Raw genomic sequence first — 14,691 nt, 5'->3', positions numbered from 1 at the left:
GTTCGCGCGCAACGGTATTAGAGCGCCCTAAGTCTATGTCTCTGCTGGCCATACTTGAACACTATTTGGCTTGCTGGTTCGTTTCAACGCAGACATGGCCATTGCTCGACCCGTTCCCGCCAGTGTGCAGTGAAGGGTGGGCCAATAGCTCTAGGAACCGAGATAGGCACGCAGGCTTGGCGGGGGATTATCGAACAGTGTCTCAGTCTGAGCGGGCGCGTGTACCATCTCGTCTGCGACAAGTATAGTCTGATCGGCAATACGGCGTGCATCCTGCGGATCGTGGCTGACCATCAACAAGGTCGTGTCGGTCTCGGCCACAAGACCAGCGACCAAATCCAGCATCTCGGCTTTGAGGGCTGGTCCCAGCGCTGCAAATGGTTCGTCCAAAAGCAAAAGCGCGCGGCGTTGAACCAGGACGCGCGCCAGAGCGACCCGGCTTTGCTGCCCGCCGGACAGCTCTGCCGGTCGGCGGTCCCCAAGTCCGGACAGAGCAACCCGGTCGAGCGCGGATAGAACCTGGGTCTCTTCGTCGGGCGTTAACCGTCCGTTCGGGCGCAGGCCCAAAGCGACGTTCTGCGCAGCAGTAAGGTGAGGAAACAGGTTCCCATCCTGAAACAGCATCGCCAAAGGGCGCTGACCCGGGAGCAGATTGGAAATGCGCGCGCCATCCCAAAGGATCTGGCCCTGCTTGAGGTCCCGAAACCCGGCGATGGTTTCCAGAAGGGTGGATTTACCTGCACCCGATGGGCCGATAATCGCGACGCTGGCACAGGTTTCGATCTCGATATCCGCGCTTAGGGTGAAAGATCCGTTTTCAATCACGCAGCGATCAAGCTTCAGCATGCCAGCGGCCTCCTCGGTCCAAAAGCCAGAACGCGCCCATCGACAGTAGCAGCAGCAAAAGCGCGCCTCCAGCGGCGGCTTGCATCTGATAGGCTCCCATCAGACGATAGATTTGTAAGGGAAGCGTGGCGATCTGTGGATCAGCAAACAAGGCGATCACGCCAAGATCGCCCATCGACAGGGCCGCTCCAAGTCCGGCAGCAAAACCGATTTGAGGACGCATGCGCGGCACCAGAACACGGCGGAAGAACGTCCATTTCCCCATGTTGAGTGACAATGCCAGACGTCCGTGTCTGGCGGTAATGTCCTTTGCGGCAGGCACCAGAATGCGCAATGCGAAGGGCAGGGCCATCGCGGCATTCACCAGGGCGGTAACGGGTAATGCCAACATGGTCGGGTTCACAACAGGCCGGATCAGAATGAACAGGCCGGTGCCAATAACCAGAGGTGAGGCGGCCAGTCCAAGGATACCGCTCAGTTCAACCAGTCCATGCCTCCCACTTGCGACGGCGGTGGCCATGGGCAGGGCTAGAACCAACAAAATGAGCGTGCTGGCTGCGGCAACGAAGACAGACGTAAGCGCCGCGCGAAACACCAGCGCAGGCATGTCAAATACTCCCGCCAGCCCTGAGATCACGACGGAAGCCAAGGGCAACAGCAGAAAGGCAGCGGCCGCCACGATCCAAAAGGCGTCCAAAGCGGGTGCGCCGCCGTCCCAGCGTCGCAAGGCGCGATCCAGACCCGTGCCAAACCCGTCGCCGCGCGAAAACCTCAGCGCAGCCAGAGCTGCCGCCGCGGTCAACGCCAACTGCAGCGCCGACAGAAGCGCGGCGCGGCCAAGGTCGAAGTCGTAGGTAAAAGCCTGGTAGATTGCCAGTTCTATTGTGGTTGCCCGAGGTCCTCCGCCAAGCGTGAGGGCGACGGCGAAACTGGTCAGGCAGATCGCAAAGATCACAGCGATAACACCCGGCAACGTCCGTTTGAGCATCGGCAATTCGATCAGGCGGAACATCGCCATGCCGTTGCAGCCAAGTTGGGCGGCCAATCGAAAGCGTTCGGCGGGAATTTCTTGCCAAGCCTGCAACACAAGGCGGGTGGCCAGAGGAAGGTTGAAGAACACATGGGCCAGAACAACCCCATGCAAACCATAAATCCGAATGGGCGGCAGGCCGAAAACACCTAGAACGTCAGAAATCCATCCCGACCGGCCAAAGACCTGCAGCAGACCGAGGATAGCCACTATGACCGGGAGGATGAACGGCGCGCCCAAAAGGGCAATCAACGCACGGCGACCCGGGAACCGCCGACGGGCCAAAGCTCGTGCCACTGGTACGGCCAGCGCGACGCTGAACAACGCGGACAGTACGGCCTGAGTCAGCGTGAACCGCAGCGCCGCCCAGTCGGCGGGGCTGAACCCGCCGCTTGTCTCAGCACGCAGGGCGACCGCTGCAAGTGTGCCCAGGATCAGCGCAGCGACCAGCGCCGCTGCACCGATGCCCGGCCATGCGCTTATTGGCTGAGCGCGTTCTGCCATTCAGCCAGTGCCTGATCCCGCACTGCGGCGGCTTCATCGGGTGAGAAAAGCAGTGACTTGGCGGGCACGGTTAGGGTGTCGAACCCTTCTGGCAGTCCGTCCGCCGGGGTGACAGCAGGGTACATCCAGTTGGTCGTCGGGATGATTTGCTGGAACGCGTCCGTTACCATGAAATTCAGGAATTGGTCGGCCAGTTCAGGTTGGTCTGTCCCAGCCAGCTTTGCCGCCACTTCGACCTGCAGATAGTTGCCTTCGTCAAAGGCAGCAGCTGCCTTGCTGGCGTCTTCCTCGGCGATCAGGTGATAGGCTGGCGACGTGGTGTAGCTGAGAACCATATCGGACTCGCCTTCCAAGAACAGGCCATAGGCCTCGGACCAGCCTTTGGTAACGGTCACGATGTTATCGGCCAGGCCCGCCCAAATCTCGGGCGCCTCGTCGCCATAGGCCGCTTTGACCCACATCAGCAGGCCCAGCCCGGGTGTGGATGAGCGGGGGTCCTGGATGATGATCTTGGTTTCACTGTCGGCCAATGCGCGGAAATTGGCGGGCGCGGTGGCGTCAGCGTTGTGGACAAAGGCAAAGTAGCCCCAGTCATAGGGTGTGAATGTGTCGTCCGACCACTCGATCGGCAGCGCGAATTCGGCAGAAACAGGGTTGGGTGCAAACAGACCGGTTTCCTTTGCCGCCGTGATCAGGTTGGTATCGAGGCCCAGAACCACATCGGCATCCGAGTTTTCACCCTCAAGCCGGATACGCGACAGCAAGGCCGCGCCGTCTTCAACGCCCACAAGATTCAGTTCGCATTCGCATACAGCTTCGAACGCTTCTTTGACCTGCGGGCCGGGGCCCCAGTCAGATACAAAGCTGTCATAGGTGTAAACGGTCAACTGAGGTTTGTCGGCGGCGATGGCCGACGTTGCACTCAGGATTCCCGCAGCAATCAGCAGATGTTTCATGTCATCCTCCATTGCGGCGAGAGGGCAAGGATGGATGAAACCGAAACCCTTCCCTCCGCCGGTTCTAGCCGGTTCAGGTTCTACGGGTTCGCCAAAGGCATCTCAGCGCGGCAGGCCGCGCACCCCGAGGTAAAGGTGTCACTAGGAGGGATTGGTGCGAAAGACAACCATATTCGACGACGCCATCGACCTTGTGAAGGCTTGGGCCCTTTGAACCAGAAAGGTGAACGGTCCAAAGGGCCGCAAGATCAGAAGTAGCGCAGCCAGATATACATGTTCGCGATCATCAGGGTCAGGATCATGATCGGGAATGCGATTTTGGCAAAGGCGATAAAGCCGATGGGTTGCTTGGCCTTTTCCGCGAATGCAGCCACGGTCAGGTTGGCGCTTGCCCCCAGCAGGGTGCCGTTGCCGCCCAGACAGGCCCCAAGTGCCAACGACCACCACAGCGGCTCAATCGCGTCCTTGCCACCAAATGTGTCGGCGGTGGATTCAATCAGCGGGATCATTGTGGCAACGAATGGGATGTTATCCAGAATGGCCGACAGGATGCCCGAGGCCCAGAAGATGAAGAACGCGGTCCACATCATGTCGCCCTGGGTCAACTCCAGCACCTTTTCTCCGAAGAAGGCCAGAAGCCCCACGTGCTCGACCCCGGCAACGATGACAAACAAGCCGCCGAAGAAAAAGATCGTGACCCATTCCACCTCACCAAAGATGTGGTGCACGGACTCGGTCTGTTCTTCGCCGTGCTGATGACCGTAGGCCAGCAGCATCAGCAGGCCTGCACCGGCCAGCGCAGACGTGCCCGGCTGAATGCCGTAGCTATGGCCCAAGGTAAAGCCAAGCAAGACCAGTGCCAGAACAGACAGCGATTTGATCATCAAAGGAACATCGGTGACCGCTTCGGACTCGTTGAATCCCATGATCCGCTCGCTTGCGGACTTCGGAATTCTGGCCAGTTCCTTGCGGTTCATCAGATAGATAATGCCGGTCAGAACAACCAGACAAATGGCCGAAATCGGGGCGAGGTTCACTACAAACTGGTTAAAGCTCAATCCAGCGGCCGAGCCGATGATAATGTTGGGCGGGTCACCGATCAGGGTGGCGGTGCCGCCGACGTTCGAGGCCAGGATTTCGGCGATAAAGAACGGAAACACCCGCGTTTCCAGCGCTTCGGTGATCAGCAGCGTGATAGGAGCAATCAGCAGGACGGTGGTCACGTTGTCCAGCAACGCCGAGAAAACTGCTGTGATCAGCGTCAGCATGATCAGAATGCCGGTTGGGTTTGCCTTCACCGCTTTGGCGGCCTTGATCGCCACATACTGGAACAGACCGCATTTGCTGGTGATGCCCACGATCACCATCATGCCGATCAGCAGGGCCAGAGTATTGGAATCAACCCCGGCCACGGCTTGTTCTTGATTGATGATGCCGAACAGGACCATCAGTGATGCGCCCAGCATTGCCAGAATGGCGCGGTTGACCTTTTCGGTTATCAGGACCGCATAGACCAGGATCAGAATGCCTGTTGCGACCCAAAGGGGATCTATTCCCAATAGTTGTGGAACAGAGAGAACGGCCTCTCCGTGTGACGTCGAATGCGTTGCCAAGGTATTAGTCCGGTTTGTAGGGGTTAGCTGAGTGCGCGGTTCAGAAGCGAATTGGCGCTGACAGTGCCAACGAAACGCTTGGTCTCGGGTTCAACAAGGATCACGTGCCGTTTGTACTTGTAGATCAGGAAGATGCCTTCCATCACCGGCGTGTCGGGGGCAGCCACGGGGATGTTCGACGGCCTCGACATATTGTCGCGAACCTTCTCGGTCTTGAGCCGGTCAAGCTGCTGTTCGAAATCGTCCCGCGTCAGGTTCATAAAGCTCAGCGAGTCGATGGCAACGCGCGATGCATCATCATTCAGGCCGATGGTTGCGGCCTTGGGCAGGATCAGCTTCAACAACGTTGGTGCGGTGAACACGCCAACATAGGTTCCATCGGAGTCCACCACGGGCAAAAATCGCGCGCGGCTGCGGCGGATGATGTTGAAGGCTGTGGCGACGCTTTCGTCGGGCAGAATGGTTTTTTGTACCTCGGGCGGTACCATTACGTCATAGCAGGTCAGGCCCATGCTTTTCCTCTGACTTTGCGTGGCTTGGGTGGGGCTCCACCGGAAAGCCACGAAAAACGCCCGGGCAATGCTGGTTCAAGCCTGTCTGAGCGAATCAAAATTTGTTGATGCGCACTGATTCCATTGCCGGTCGGGATTGACCAGCCCTGATTCGAGATTAAATCGCGATTCCCCTGCGTGAAGTCGCCAAGCGGAACGGCCTACTGTCGTTGCAAAAAGTCAGGACCACCTTTGTGGCGCGGGAACCCATAGCCGTTCACGAAAACCACGTCGATGTCGCCGGGCCGGGCCGCAACGCCCTCATCCAGAATTGCCAAACCTTCCTGTCCAAGTGCGTCCATGCAACGGGCGGCAATCTGTTCTTCGGTCAGTTTGGCTGGTGCCACTCCGTTTTCACGGGCAGTGTCGGCGATCAAATCCAGTACCATCTGGTCTGTGGTCGCCCCGTCCGGGCCGTAGGTATAGAATCCTGCCCCGGTTTTTCGCCCTTTTCGGCCGGCCTCAACCAGCGCATCGTGCACCTTGAAAGCATAAGGGTGCACTTTATCGGCGGGCAGGGATTTTCGCATCAGATAGCCGACATCAATCCCCGACAGATCAAGCACCTGAAACGGCCCCATGGCCATTCCGAAGCTGCGCAGCGCTTGATCGACGATCTCTGGCGAGCCGGATTCCAAAAGAAGAATTCCGGCCGCTTTCTGGTAGCTCTGATACATCCGGTTTCCAATAAAACCGTGACAATTGCCCGCGATGACGCCGGTTTTGCCCATCTTTTTCATCGTTTGCGCCAATGTTGCCAGAACCCACGGCGAAACTTGATCGGTGCGAATGATCTCGACCAGTTTCATGATATGCGCGGGGCTGAAAAAATGAAGGCCCGCCACTTGATCGGGCCTGTTCGTCGCGTTCGCAATGGCGCTGACATCCAGATAGGACGTGTTTGTTGCCAGAATAGCCGACGGCTTGCAGGCTTTGTCGAGCCGGACGAAGATCTCTTTCTTTACGTCCAGCAGCTCAACGGCGGCTTCAATGACCAGGTCGACCTCGGCCAGATCTGCATAGTCGGTCGTCGGATGTACCAGAGTCAAAATCTCGGCCGCGCGATCCTGCGTCAGTTTTCCTCGTTTGGCGCTTTGTGAAAGGTTTTCACGGATACGGTCGATACCTGCGGCCGCAGCTTCGGGTGAGATTTCGACCAACGTGACAGAAATCCCATTCGTGGCAAAGAACTGGGCGATGCCTGCACCCATGGTACCCGCGCCGATCACACCGACCGAAGCAATCGGACGGGCAACAGTTGGGTCAATGTCGTCGATCTTTGAACTGGCGCGTTCGGCGGCAAAAATATGACGCAGGGCTTTGGATTGCGGGCTTTTGCGCAGTTTCAGCGACAACGCGCGTTCGGTTGCTTTTCCCGCGTCCACATCCGGTCCGGTTGCCGCCTCGATCGCATCAATGACGGCCATAGGCGCATCCAGCCCGCGCTTGCGTTTGGCACACATTGCGCGCCATTGATCGAACAGGTTCGGGTCAAAGCTGTCTGGCGCAATGGCTTGGTCCAGTTTGCGCGCAGTCTGGCCCTGGTCGATAATTTTCCGGGCAAATTCAATGGCGTCTGGTTCCAGATCGTCCACAATTTGATCGATTAACCCCGATGAAAGCGCCGCTTCGGTGCCGACCGGTTTGCCTTCGACCGCCATGTTCAGGGCCGGTTCGACACCGATAAGCCGGGGTAACCGCTGGGTCCCGCCCGCCCCCGGCACGAAGCCGAGGTTCACTTCGGGCAGGCCGAACCGGGTGCCAATAACGGCGACACGATGGGAGCAGGCCAACGCAATCTCAAGTCCTCCGCCAAGGGCTTGGCCGTGAATGGCTGCCACCAAGGGTTTAGTGCAGCGTTCGATATGGTCGGTCAGATCGTTCAGATGCGGCGGTACGGGGGGCTTTCCCAGTTCCGAAATATCAGCCCCGGCCATGAAGGTGCGGCCAGTGCACAGAATGACCGCTGCCTGCACCTTTGGGTCCGAATCGACGTTAGAAACTGCATCTTTCAGACCCTGCCGTACAGCTTGCGAGATTGCATTCACCGGAGGGTTGTCGATCCGAATGACCGCAACTGCGCCATGTTTTGAAATGGTTGTCACAGTCATGGCCGTCCCCGGTAATGTCATAGTGGCTGAGGCTGTCATTAGCTCTTTTTTGCGGCAATCAAAAATATGATGTTGTGATGCATTCTATCGATTTTTTGTATGGTCTGGTTGTCATAGACATAAGAAAATCAGATAGAGTACAGAGGTAAATAGTATTTTCCTAGATAAGTTCAGAGCCCTAACCTTGCCGCAAATGACCACAGCCAAGCGCATCCAGTTTTGCGCTGTTGGCCCTATGCAAGGACGTTGCAATGAACCTTGGTTCCCTCGTGACCCGATCCGCCCTCTTCTGGGGTGATCGCATCGCTCTGAAAGATGAACGTGTCGCCCTGACATATGCGCAGGTGGACGAAAGGACCAACCGGCTGGCCGCGGCTCTGACCGAGCTTGGTGTGATAAAAGGCGACCGCGTGGCCGTTTTGGCCTGGAACCGTGTGGAAATCGCCGAGGCCGAAGTCGCCTTGTTGAAAGGCGGTTTCACACGGGTTCCAATCAACGCGCGCTTGTCCGAGGACGAGGTTGTGCATGTCTGCGCCGACAGCCAGGTCAAAGTGCTGATCACGGATGAGGCGCATCTGGCTGCCGCTCAAAAAGCGCTGGCCAAGAACCCGGGTCTGCAAACACTGCTGATCATGGGCGAGGGTAACAGCTATGAGGACGCTCTGCGTGACGCAGATCCGACGCCCGTCTGTGTCGAAGTTTCGCCCGACGACATCATGGTGCACCACTATACGTCCGGTTCCTCCGGCGTTCTGAAGGCTGCCATGCACTCTCTACGAAACCGCCGGGCAATCCTGCGGAAAATCACGTTCCGGTCGCGCTTGTACCCCGATCAGCCAGAAACGTTTCTGCATGTCGGTCCGATCACCCATGTCTCGGGCATGGCATTGATGCCTCTGCTGGCGCAGGGTCATACGAATATCATCCTTTCGCGGTTTGACGTGGATAATTACCTTTCGACACTTCAGAGCGAAAAGGTGACACAGACCTACTTGGTCCCGACCATGATAAACCGCATCCTGGCTGCACCGAACCGAGGCGACTATGACCTCTCTTCCCTGAAACTGCTTCGGTACGGTGCAGCCCCTATTTCTCCGGCGCGCCTGCGTGAGGCGGTCGAATTCTTCGGCCCAATCCTGAACCAAGGTTACGGCGCAGGCGAGGTCTGTTCCTCGGTCACGCTGTTGACGGAGGAAGACCACAGGCTCGGCATGACCACGCGGCCCGAGCTGTTCAGCTCGTGCGGGCGGGCGCTGTTTGATACCGAGGTATTCGTTGTCGACGATGAGGGTAACGAAATGCCAAACGGGCAAGCGGGCGAGTTGGTGGTGCGCGGCGAAGACGTCATGCAGGGCTACCACAATGCCCCTGAATTGACGGCGCCGGTTTTGAAGAACGGCTGTTATCATACTGGCGACATCGCTTACATCGACGAAACCGGCTATATCTTTATCGTTGACCGTAAGAAGGACATGATCGTCACCGGCGGGTTCAACGTTTACCCCAATGAGGTCGAGCACGCCCTGTTCGAGCGGCCCGAGGTATTCGAAGCCTGCGTTGTGGGTGTGCCGGATTCAGATCTGGGCGAGGCTGTCAAAGCCGTCGTGGTTCCGCGCGACGGGGTCGACGTGGACGCTGACGCCTTGATTGCGCATTGCGTCGACAAGCTGGGCAAGTTCAAAAAGCCGCACTCGGTTGATATCGTTGCTGAGCTTCCCAAAAATGATGCGGGAAAAATTCTGCGGCGGCAAGTGCGAGACTCGTATTGGGCGGGTTCGGATCGGAAGGTGTAACGATGGGCTTGAACAGAGCGACAACCGGATTGGAGTCCGCCGCTTTTGCCGAGCTTCGCGGCAAGGTGAACGACCTTTTGTACAATGAAATGATCCCGTTCGAGAAAGAGAACGGGCTGACGCACGAAACCCGGTTCGAGCGTGCGCAGCTGGAAGAATGGTGGAAACGCTCGCGCGAGCTGGGCATCTATGGCTGCAACCTGCCCGAAGAATATGGCGGGCTGGGTTTGTCGATCGACCAGCTGTGCACGTTGAAAGAGGACGCGACCCGATCGAACGCGGCGCTGTATGGGTGTGTTCTGGGCGAAAACGGTGGCCCGATGCGGATCGGGTACATCATCACGCAGGCCTCGGATGAGCAGAACGAAGAATTCTTTTATCCCGCCGCACGAGGCGAGCGGGCAGGGTGCTTTGCCCTGAGCGAACCCAATGCCGGGTCCGATGCCACACGCATTCAGACACGGGCCGTTAAGGATGGGGATGATTACATCATCAACGGGCATAAACGTTACATCACGGCCTCGCGCACTGCGGATTTCGCGATCATCATGTGCGTCACGGATCCGGATGCGGGAACGGATGGGGTGACGGCGTTTCTGGTCGAAGCAAATTCGCCCGGGTACCGGATCGAAGGGCACTACCTGCCGATGTCGGGCCAGCATATCGACAATGATATTATCTTGGAAAACGTCCGCGTCCCGGCGCGGAACATCCTTGGTGGTTTGGGTCGTGGGTTCAAACTGGGCATGGAGCGGATTAACATCAACCGTCTGTTGCAATGTCCCACCATGCTGGGCCATGCGCAATTCGCTCTGGAACAAGCAGTGGACTATGCGAACCGTCGGGTGCAGTTCAACCGGCCCATCGCCAATTTTCAGGCGATCCAGCATATGCTTGCGGATATGAAGACCGCTAATTACGCCGCCCATTCGATGATCCACGCCGCTGCCGCCAAGGCAGACCGGGGCGAAAACATCCGGTCCGAGGCGTCGATGTGCAAGGTTTTCGTGGCCGAGAATGCATTTCAGGTGGCCGACAAGGCTATCCAGATACACGGAGCCACCGGCATGACCAAAAACCACCCGGTTGAGTGGGTGTTCCGCCGCCTGCGCATGTTCCGCGTGCTGACCGGCAGTTCAGAGATTCAACGCAACACCATCGGCAAGGGTATTCAAAAAGAATGGCAAAAAGCCAACCCGGAGGCAGCTGAATGACAAACGACTGGTCCTTTTTGAACGGCATGCGCATCATCGACCTGTCGCGTCTTTTACCTGGTCCTTTTGCGACACAGTCGCTTGCGGACCTTGGAGCTGAGGTCATCAAAATCGAAGAGCCCAAGCATGGTGATCCGGGCCGTTTCTTGGGAAAGGATATGTTTGCCCGCCTGAACCGGAACAAGAAATCCCTAACACTGGACCTGAAATCCGATGAAGGCAAAGCCGTACTGACCGACCTTCTGAAAAGCGCCGATGCGGTGATCGAGAGCTTTCGACCGGGTGTCATGGATCGCCTCGGCTTTGGATACGAAGCGGTCAAAGCGATGAACCCGGCGATTGTCTATTGCTCGCTATCTGGCTTCGGGCAAACCGGTCCTTATCGTCATCGTGCGGGTCATGACATCGATTTTCTGGCGCTTTCTGGCTATTTCGCGGTGCCCTCACAAGTGAATGACAAGCTAGCGCGGCCCAAGGTCCGGCTGTCGGATTATGCGGGTGCCATGTATGGGGCCCTGTCGATGGCTGTGGCGATGGCCTCGGCCAAGATCAGCGGCAAGGGTCAACACCTAGACGTGGCGATCACGGACGCCATGGCCAACTGGTCGTCGCCTCTGGTCCGCATCGCGCATGACCTGTGTGAGGGCGATCCTGACCAAATGTCTTTTGTAATGCCCGACAATGATATTTTTGAAACCAAAGACGGCAAGCACATCGCCATTGGTTTGTTTGAAAACAAGTTCTGGGTTCTTTTGGCCGACATGTTGGGTGATGAGTTCCCCTATCTCCGTCGTGAGGATTTTGCCACCAACCGACTGCGGAACAAGCAAAAGCACGCTGTGCATGGCATGATGTCAGAGATGTTCGCGGCCAAAACCCTAGAAGAGTGGGAGGTGCAGTTCCGCCCAACCGATCTGCCCTGGGCGGTCGTCTACGAAGACATGCGCCTGTTCGACGATCCTCATTTAAACGAGCGCGGCATGTTTGGTGAGTTGGGAGAGGGTGAAAACAAAACCTATCAGGCCGGGTATCCGACAAAGTTTTCTGCCGGGCTGGACGAGTTTTGGTTGCCGCCGCCGGATAAGGGGCAAAATACGGATGAGATCCTCAAAGGTCTTGGCCATAACGAAGCCGCCATTCAGGCGATGCGTGATGCAGGGGTGATCTGATGGCCGAAGCGTTTATCTGCGACGCCGTGCGCACACCCATCGGGCGTTATGGCGGAGCCCTGTCATCGGTTCGCGCCGACGATCTGGGGGCGATCCCGATCAAGGCATTGATCGAGCGTAATTCCGGCGTCGATTGGACCGCCGTCGATGACGTTCTTTTTGGTTGTGCCAATCAGGCGGGAGAAGACAATCGAAACGTGGCGCGGATGTCTTCACTTTTGGCGGGGTTGCCAGACTGCGTGTCGGGCACAACCCTGAACAGACTCTGTGGATCAGGTTTGGACGCGGTTGCTTATGGTGCCCGCGCGATCCGGTCAGGCGACGCCGATCTGATCATTGCAGGTGGCGTCGAAAGCATGAGCCGTGCTCCTTTCGTGATGCCCAAAGCCACGTCTGCATTCAGTCGATCTAGCGAAGTGCATGACACCACCATTGGCTGGCGGTTCGTGAACAATCAGATGGAGGCGCAGTTCGGCGTGGACTCGATGCCCGAGACAGCCGAAAACGTGGCGGCTGACTTCGATATCAGTCGCGAAGATCAAGACCTGTTCGCTCTGCGGTCCCAGCAACGCGCGGCAAAGGCGCAGGCGGACGGGATTTTCGCGGAAGAGATCTGCGCAGTGACGATCCCTCAGCGCAAGGGTGACCCAAAGGTTGTTGACAGAGACGAGCACCTGCGGCCGGAAACAACTCTCGAAGGATTAACCAAGCTGCGAGCGCCGTTCCGCGAAGGCGGGAGTGTTACCGCGGGGAATGCCTCGGGTGTCAATGACGGGGCTGCCGCGCTGATCATCGCTTCCGAAGAGGCTGCGCGCCGCCATGGCCTGACACCGCGGGCCCGGGTGGTAGCGGGTGCGACTGCAGGTGTCCCACCGCGGATCATGGGGTTCGGGCCCGCGCCCGCCACGCAAAAGCTTTTGGATCGCGCAGGTTTAAGCATCGAACAGATCGACGTGGTCGAGTTGAACGAGGCATTTGCGGCGCAAGCACTGGCCGTAACCCGTGCTTTGGGTTTGCAGGATGATGCTGCGCAGGTGAATCCCAGTGGGGGGGCTATTGCATTGGGCCATCCGTTGGGAATGTCGGGTGCGAGACTGGCATTAACTGCCACGGCCCAACTGACACGAACGGGCACTCAGTATGCGCTGTGTACAATGTGCATTGGTGTGGGTCAGGGAATTTCGGTTTTGTTAGAAAGGGTTTGATCGCAGATCAAACCCCTTGGAAAAGGTTCCAATCAGCCGACCGGATAACGGTCGGCGTTGCAACTAATAGGGCACTGTTTGGCGAACCACTGGACTATCGCAAAAACAGATGGATCGAATACTTTTATAGTATTTCAGTAATCGATCGCCGCTTTGTACCTTCCGGAATGATCTATCAAGGCGGAATCGGCTCCGTCGCAAATCTGGGAGGATTTCTTCGTGTTTCACCTAAGTAAAATCAAGTCTGTCGTCGCAGGTGCTGCGCTGGCAATGACTGCTTCAATTTCGAACGCGGCCGACTTTCCTGAGCGCCCGATCGACCTGATCGTCGGTTTCAAGGCCGGTGGCGGCACCGACACCTATGCGCGGGCACTGGCAAGTGCCGCAGATGCCCACCTGGGCGGTCAACCGGTCGTTGTCGTTAACAAACCCGGCGGTGGCGGTCTGGTTGGTGGACGTTTTGTGGCGGACCAGCCGCCCACCGGCTACACACTGTATTTAGCATCGGCGGGCTCGATGGTTCTGAAGAATCTGATCAAGCCTCAGGTCGTGTCTGCCAAAGACTTCAAAATGGTCGGCACTATTGGTGAGCTGACGGCCGGTATCTTTGTGCCGGCAAGCTCTCCGATCCAGTCCCTTGATGAGTTGATTGAGGCAGGCAAGTCAGCGGACACCAAGCTGCGTTGGGGTCACACCGGCCGTGGCAATGTCTGGCATGTCGCGGGATTGGGCGTTCTGAACCCGAACGACGTCGCTGCCAAAGATGTTCCGTTCAAAGGCGGTTCTGGCGTACGCGCAGCACTTGCCAGTTCTGAGGTGGATTTTGGCATTATGGGCGCCCATCTGGGTCGTGGGTTCGAAGACGAAGTGCGCTTGCTGGCTGTTCTGGCGAATGACCGCCATCCGGCGGCTCCTGATGCGCCGACTGCAAAGGAACTGGGCGTTGATTTCGTTCCCGTGTCCTCTTCCATGATCGTGATGGCGCCGGCTCGGACCTCTGACGAAGTCGTGGCTCAGCTGTCGGATGCAGTTGTCGCGATTACACAGGACGAAGGTTACATCGAAACTCTTTCGACCGCCGGTCTGCCGTCGTCCAGCGTGAGCGGTCCAGACACCGCAGCCGCTCTGACTGCTTCCGAGGCCGAGTGGGCGAAGCTGCTGGAAACCATGGAATGAGCACGGAAATCGATATCGAGGTGGTGCGCAAAACTGCGCGCCACAACATTTTTGCGGGACTCGCCCTGGGCGCGCTTGCAGCTTTCTTTTTCTGGAAATCCTTCGCGATATCGTTGGATTTCGTTGATGAGGAAGGTATCGGGCCGCGGTTCTTTCCCCAATCGATCTGCTTAGCCTTGGGTTTGATCGGTGCGACGATGGTTGTGTTTGGGTTGCGGGAACAGATCGCACCTGCGGACAAATCCACCTTTGACGCAAAGCGCTTTTTTGCGGACGCGGTGCCGTTGTTTCTGCTGGGTTTGGCCTTTGTGTGGATGTTTGGCGCCTTTGGCTATGTCACCGCCTGCTTCGTTCTTTTGCTGGTTGCAGCCGTTCTCTTTGCTGTACGGGGACCGGCGCTGATCCTGTTGCCCGTCTGTGCCACGGCCGCGTTGTATCTCTTGTTCTTCAAGGTGATGACGGTCTTCGAGCCTGCCGCGACAATCTTCAACCCGCTGTCCCTGTTTGGGCTGAAGTGAGGTAA

12 protein-coding genes and 1 riboswitch are annotated in these 14,691 nt (G+C 57.7%); of the genes, 6 read left to right on the top strand and 6 right to left on the bottom strand.

What is annotated here, in order from left to right; translation table 11 throughout:
• Positions 1 to 150: 150 nt before the first annotated feature.
• From ACR0MV_RS07795 to ACR0MV_RS07770, 6 genes are all read right to left on the bottom strand, one after another.
• The gene (locus tag ACR0MV_RS07795) at positions 151 to 846 is read right to left on the bottom strand and encodes a thiamine ABC transporter ATP-binding protein (protein ID WP_480701661.1); all 696 of its coding nucleotides are present in this window, start codon (positions 844 to 846) and stop codon (positions 151 to 153) included.
• On the bottom strand, positions 833 to 2,380 hold the full coding sequence (locus ACR0MV_RS07790) for a thiamine/thiamine pyrophosphate ABC transporter permease ThiP (protein WP_480701660.1): 1,548 nt from the start codon (positions 2,378 to 2,380) through the stop codon (positions 833 to 835). Before ACR0MV_RS07790 ends, ACR0MV_RS07795 begins: the two co-directional genes overlap by 14 nt.
• Positions 2,356 to 3,336 carry a thiamine ABC transporter substrate binding subunit gene (gene thiB, locus ACR0MV_RS07785; protein WP_170423823.1) on the bottom strand — a complete coding sequence of 327 codons (981 nt, stop codon included), beginning with the start codon at positions 3,334 to 3,336 and terminating at the stop codon, positions 2,356 to 2,358. The genes ACR0MV_RS07790 and thiB overlap by 25 nt, the downstream gene beginning before the upstream one ends.
• A 33-nt stretch (positions 3,337 to 3,369) precedes the next feature.
• A riboswitch (TPP riboswitch) is annotated at positions 3,370 to 3,473 on the bottom strand.
• Positions 3,474 to 3,584: 111 nt separating this feature from the next.
• Positions 3,585 to 4,949, bottom strand: coding sequence for an ArsB/NhaD family transporter (locus tag ACR0MV_RS07780; RefSeq protein ID WP_480701659.1), 1,365 nt, complete (start codon positions 4,947 to 4,949; stop codon positions 3,585 to 3,587).
• 23 nt (positions 4,950 to 4,972) lie between these two features.
• Positions 4,973 to 5,461: a CBS domain-containing protein gene (locus ACR0MV_RS07775; RefSeq protein ID WP_480701658.1), complete on the bottom strand. Its 489-nt coding sequence runs from the start codon at positions 5,459 to 5,461 to the stop codon at positions 4,973 to 4,975.
• A gap of 200 nt (positions 5,462 to 5,661) precedes the next feature.
• On the bottom strand, positions 5,662 to 7,611 hold the full coding sequence (locus ACR0MV_RS07770; RefSeq protein WP_480701657.1) for a 3-hydroxyacyl-CoA dehydrogenase NAD-binding domain-containing protein: 1,950 nt from the start codon (positions 7,609 to 7,611) through the stop codon (positions 5,662 to 5,664).
• A gap of 251 nt (positions 7,612 to 7,862) precedes the next feature.
• On the opposite strand from ACR0MV_RS07770, the gene ACR0MV_RS07765 reads away from it, so the two are divergent.
• From ACR0MV_RS07765 to ACR0MV_RS07740, 6 genes are all read left to right on the top strand, one after another.
• A complete protein-coding gene (locus ACR0MV_RS07765; RefSeq protein ID WP_480701656.1) occupies positions 7,863 to 9,404 on the top strand; it encodes a class I adenylate-forming enzyme family protein in 1,542 nt (513 codons plus the stop codon).
• A gap of 2 nt (positions 9,405 to 9,406) precedes the next feature.
• A complete protein-coding gene (locus tag ACR0MV_RS07760; protein ID WP_480701655.1) occupies positions 9,407 to 10,618 on the top strand; it encodes an acyl-CoA dehydrogenase family protein in 1,212 nt (403 codons plus the stop codon).
• Positions 10,615 to 11,787, top strand: a complete 1,173-nt coding sequence (locus ACR0MV_RS07755; protein WP_480701654.1) for a CaiB/BaiF CoA transferase family protein — start codon at positions 10,615 to 10,617, stop codon at positions 11,785 to 11,787. The genes ACR0MV_RS07760 and ACR0MV_RS07755 overlap by 4 nt, the downstream gene beginning before the upstream one ends.
• Positions 11,787 to 12,992, top strand: coding sequence for a 3-oxoadipyl-CoA thiolase (pcaF, locus tag ACR0MV_RS07750; RefSeq protein ID WP_480701653.1), 1,206 nt, complete (start codon positions 11,787 to 11,789; stop codon positions 12,990 to 12,992). Before ACR0MV_RS07755 ends, pcaF begins: the two co-directional genes overlap by 1 nt.
• Positions 12,993 to 13,211: 219 nt before the next feature.
• Positions 13,212 to 14,168: a tripartite tricarboxylate transporter substrate binding protein gene (locus ACR0MV_RS07745; protein ID WP_480701652.1), complete on the top strand. Its 957-nt coding sequence runs from the start codon at positions 13,212 to 13,214 to the stop codon at positions 14,166 to 14,168.
• The gene (locus ACR0MV_RS07740) at positions 14,165 to 14,686 is read left to right on the top strand and encodes a tripartite tricarboxylate transporter TctB family protein (RefSeq protein WP_170423806.1); all 522 of its coding nucleotides are present in this window, start codon (positions 14,165 to 14,167) and stop codon (positions 14,684 to 14,686) included. Before ACR0MV_RS07745 ends, ACR0MV_RS07740 begins: the two co-directional genes overlap by 4 nt.
• Positions 14,687 to 14,691: the final 5 nt, after the last annotated feature.

Source organism: Ruegeria sp. BC3 (assembly GCF_056539265.1).
Note: the sequence above shows the minus strand (reverse complement) of the source record. Positions and strands in the feature narration are given on the sequence as shown.